Origin of the sequence: Thermogladius sp. (assembly GCF_049970955.1) — an archaeon.
Taxonomy (GTDB): Archaea; Thermoproteota; Thermoprotei_A; order Sulfolobales; family Desulfurococcaceae; genus Thermogladius.
The window spans coordinates 1-3,567 of the sequence record NZ_JBMFLY010000080.1; the positions used below are offsets into that span (position 1 = coordinate 1).

Below are 3,567 nucleotides of genomic sequence, written 5' to 3' on the forward strand. Positions count from 1 at the left end.
AACTTTAGTGGGAAAACTGTTTAATCGCGCTGATTCACTTGATTAGCCTTGAGACGGCCCTGAGGATCTTAACGTAGCCGGTGCACCTGCACAGGTTACCCTCGATAGCCTTCTTGGCGTCCTCCACTGTCTTTATCAGCCCCTTCTTCAACCCTGCGTACACCGTCAGGATGAAGCCCGGTGTGCAGAAGCCGCACTGGACAGCCCCCTCCTCTACCAGGGCCTTGACTATCCTCCCAGCTAGCTCGTCCCCCTGGAGGCCCTCGAGCGTCACCACCTCTCTGCCCTCGACCTGCGGCGTTAGGACTAGGCACGAGTACACGGGCTCGCCGTCGATCAGGACGGTGCAGGCGCCGCACTCGCCCCTCTCGCACCCCCTCTTCACGCTCGTGACCTTCAGCCTGAGCCTTAGTGTGTCGAGCAGCACCTCGTTGGGCTCGACGTCCACCTCGACGGGCTGGTTGTTCAGCTTGAAGGAGACCTTCACGCGCATCACCTCCTGAGCCTCCCCGCGACCTCCCTCAGGGCGTCCCTGAGTAGAACGGAGGCGAGGTGCCTCCTGTACTCTGCCGTAGCCCTGACGTCCGTGATCGGCGATATGTCTTGCTGGACAAGCCTTGAGGCGGTTTCAATAGACTCGTCGCTCAACCCCTTCTCGTTCAGGTACTCCTCTACGGTCGCGGCCCTGACGGGCCTCGGCGCCACGGAGTTCAAGGCGACCCTGAACCTCAGCTCTCCCCCTGGTCCGACCTCGACTCCCAGGGCCAGCCCTACTACAGAGAGCGTGAAGGCGCTCCTCCGGCCGAACTTCCTGTAAGCCCAGTACTCGCTAAGCCCCTCCACCACCGGGACCTCGAACTCGACGATCATCTCACCGGCCTCCAGGGCCGTTTTACGTGGGCCCAGGATGAAGTCCCTTAGCGGAATAGACCTCGACCCGCGGGGCCCCCTCAGCTTCACGAGGGCGCCGTGGACTAGTAGAGGCGGGGCGGTGTCCGCGGCTGGCGAGGCGTTAGCTATGTTCCCGCCTATCGTGGCGACGCTCCTGATCTGCCAGCTAGCCATGTTGTACACTGCTTGGTGGAGTAGGGGTAGCTTCTTCTTGACCACGTCGGACCTCAGAATCTCCTCCAGGGTCGTCAAGGCGCCGATCCTTACCTTGGAGCCCTCGTCGACTACGTACCTGAGCTCCCTCAAGCCGCCCAGGTCGATGACCGCCCTCGGCCTGTAGCGCCCTATCTTCAGGTCTACTAGCAGGTCTGTACCCCCAGCCAGAAACTTGTAGTCGCCCAGCTTGCTAGCTAGCTCTACAGCCTCCTCGACGCTCCTAGCCCTGTAGTACTCGAAAGAGGGTAGCTTGTAGAACATCCTATCACCTCTTTAAAGAGCCTATCAGCTCCAGGACGTACTCCGGGGTGATGGGAAGCCTGGTCACGTTGACGCCGAGCGCGTGGGAGACAGCGTTGGCGATAGACGCCGGGATCGGTATCAGCGCCATCTCGCCCACTCCCTTAGCACCCATAGCGCCGTACTTGTAGACGTCCTCCACGTATATCGGCTTCTCGATCTCCGGCACCTCCATAACCGTGGGTATAACGTAGTCCGTGAAGTCCGCGTTTAGTATAGAGCCCTTCTCGTCGAAGACGAGCTGCTCGTAGAGGGTGTAGCCTATACCCTGCACGACGGCCCCCTCGACCTGCCCCTCGACCTGGACCGGGCTTATGATCCTACCGGCGGCGAGTGCCGGCCACACCCTCAAGACCCTGACTACGCCCGTCTCGGTGTCCACCTCCACCTCGCTCACCACCACGATGTAGCTGAAAGCCGGGTAGGCGAAGCCCTGGCCAACCGTGTCGTCGAACTTGCCCTTGGGTAGGAAGAAGTAGCCGGTAGCGGAGAGCTCTACGCCCTTGGCGTAGGCCTCCCTCACGAGGTCCACCCACCTCATGTACTTCTCCGGGTTGTCCCTCGGGTAGACCCTCCCGTCTCTGAACACGAGCTTGTCGGGCTCGACCCCGAGAATGTCGCTGGCGAGCCTGGCGAGCCTCTCCCTTATCCTCCCCGCCGCGACCTCGACCCCTATGCCGCCGATACCGGTCCCCCTCGAGGCGTGTGTAGCCCCCGTGTCCGGGGCCTCGGTGGTGCCGAAGACGACCCTGACGTTCTCGGGCGGGACGCCCAGTATCTCGGAGACTATCTGGACGTGCGAGCTGGTCGGGCTGCCCTGGCCCATCTCGACTATCCCCGTGTAGACCGTGACAGACCCGTCCTTCTCCACCTTCACCACGGCGTTGGACCAGTCGGGGACGCCCCTCGAGGTGCTTATGCCGTGCCAGGCGACGCCGACGCCTATACCCCTCCTCCACCTACCGGCCCTCTTGTTGTACTCGCTGTACTCCCTCCTCTTCTGGAACCACCCGGACTTCGCGGAGACCTTCTCCAGCGCCTCCGCCACGCCGACCGAGTGGTCTAGGACCTGGTTCGTGAGAGTCCTAGAGCCGGGCCTGAGGATGTTCTTAAGCCTGAACTCCACCGGGTCCAGCCCCAGCTTCTCGGCTAGCAGGTCCATCTGCCTCTCGACCGCGAACTGGATACTGGGGTTGCCGAAGCCCCTGAACGACCCCTGGTACACCTTGTTCGTGTAGACAGCGTAGCCGTCCACTCTCGCGTTGGGCACCTCGTAGGGGCCCGAGGCGTGCATCGTGGCCCTCCACAGTATGAACGGCGCCCTGTTGGCGTAGGCGCCGGTGTCGTGTATGATCGTCACGTCGATCGCCGTCAGTTTACCGTCCCTGTTCGCCCCGCTCTTGTACCGTATTATGGTGGCCTCCCTCTTCGGGTGGACCTTGATCGACTCCTCCCTCGAGTAGACTATGAAGGCCGGCCTCCCCGTGAGGTAGGCCACTAGAGCGGCCTTCGCGATTGTGAGGGGGCCCTCGTCGTCCTTCCCGCCGAACCCGCCGCCCAGGTATGGGACTACCACCTTCACCCTGCTAGCCGGCAGGCCTAGCACTCTCGCCGTTATGTCCCTGGCGAGGTGGGGGTGTTGCGCGGCGCCTATTACCGTCACCCTCCCCTCCGAGTCCGGTAGCGCTAGTGCGGCCTCGGTCTCCAGGTAGGCGTGCTCCTGGTGGTGGGTCCTGTACTCGTTCTCTACGACGACGTCTGCCTCGCTGAACCCCTTCTCGACGTCGCCCTTCCTCACCTTCGTCCTGAACGCGATGTTCGACCCGGCCTCCTCGTGTACTAGCACGTCGCTCCTCGACATGGCCTCCAGGGGGTCGAGGACGTAGGGCAGAGGCTCGTAGTCGACTTTAACGAGCTGCGACGCCTCAACCGCTCTCTCCCACGACTCTGCCGCGACGAGTGCCACGACCTCGCCGGCGTACCTGACCTTGCCCTCCGCTAGCAGGGGCTGGTCGGGCAGCGCGTAGCCGACCTGGTTGACGCCCGGTATGTCCCTGTGCGTGACTACAGCCCTGACCCCGCTGACGCCGAGCGCCTCCTTCAGGTGGAAGCCCTTGATCCTAGCGTGTGGGTGAGGGCTCAACACCTGCTTCACGAACA

Annotated in this window: 3 protein-coding genes; all 3 read right to left on the reverse strand. The window is 62.9% G+C overall.

Annotated elements, in window-relative coordinates; genetic code table 11:
• Positions 1–34 precede the first annotated feature (34 nt).
• Complete coding sequence (locus ACP5VX_RS06590) at positions 35–487, reverse strand: (2Fe-2S)-binding protein (RefSeq protein ID WP_428725089.1); 453 nt, start codon at positions 485–487, stop codon at positions 35–37.
• Positions 488–492: 5 nt separating this feature from the next.
• Entirely contained in the window at positions 493–1,368 is an 876-nt protein-coding gene (locus ACP5VX_RS06595) for an FAD binding domain-containing protein (RefSeq protein ID WP_428725090.1), read from the reverse strand.
• A 4-nt stretch (positions 1,369–1,372) separates the two neighbouring features.
• On the reverse strand, positions 1,373–3,567 hold a 2,195-nt coding region (locus ACP5VX_RS06600), incomplete at its 5' end, for a xanthine dehydrogenase family protein molybdopterin-binding subunit (protein WP_428725091.1).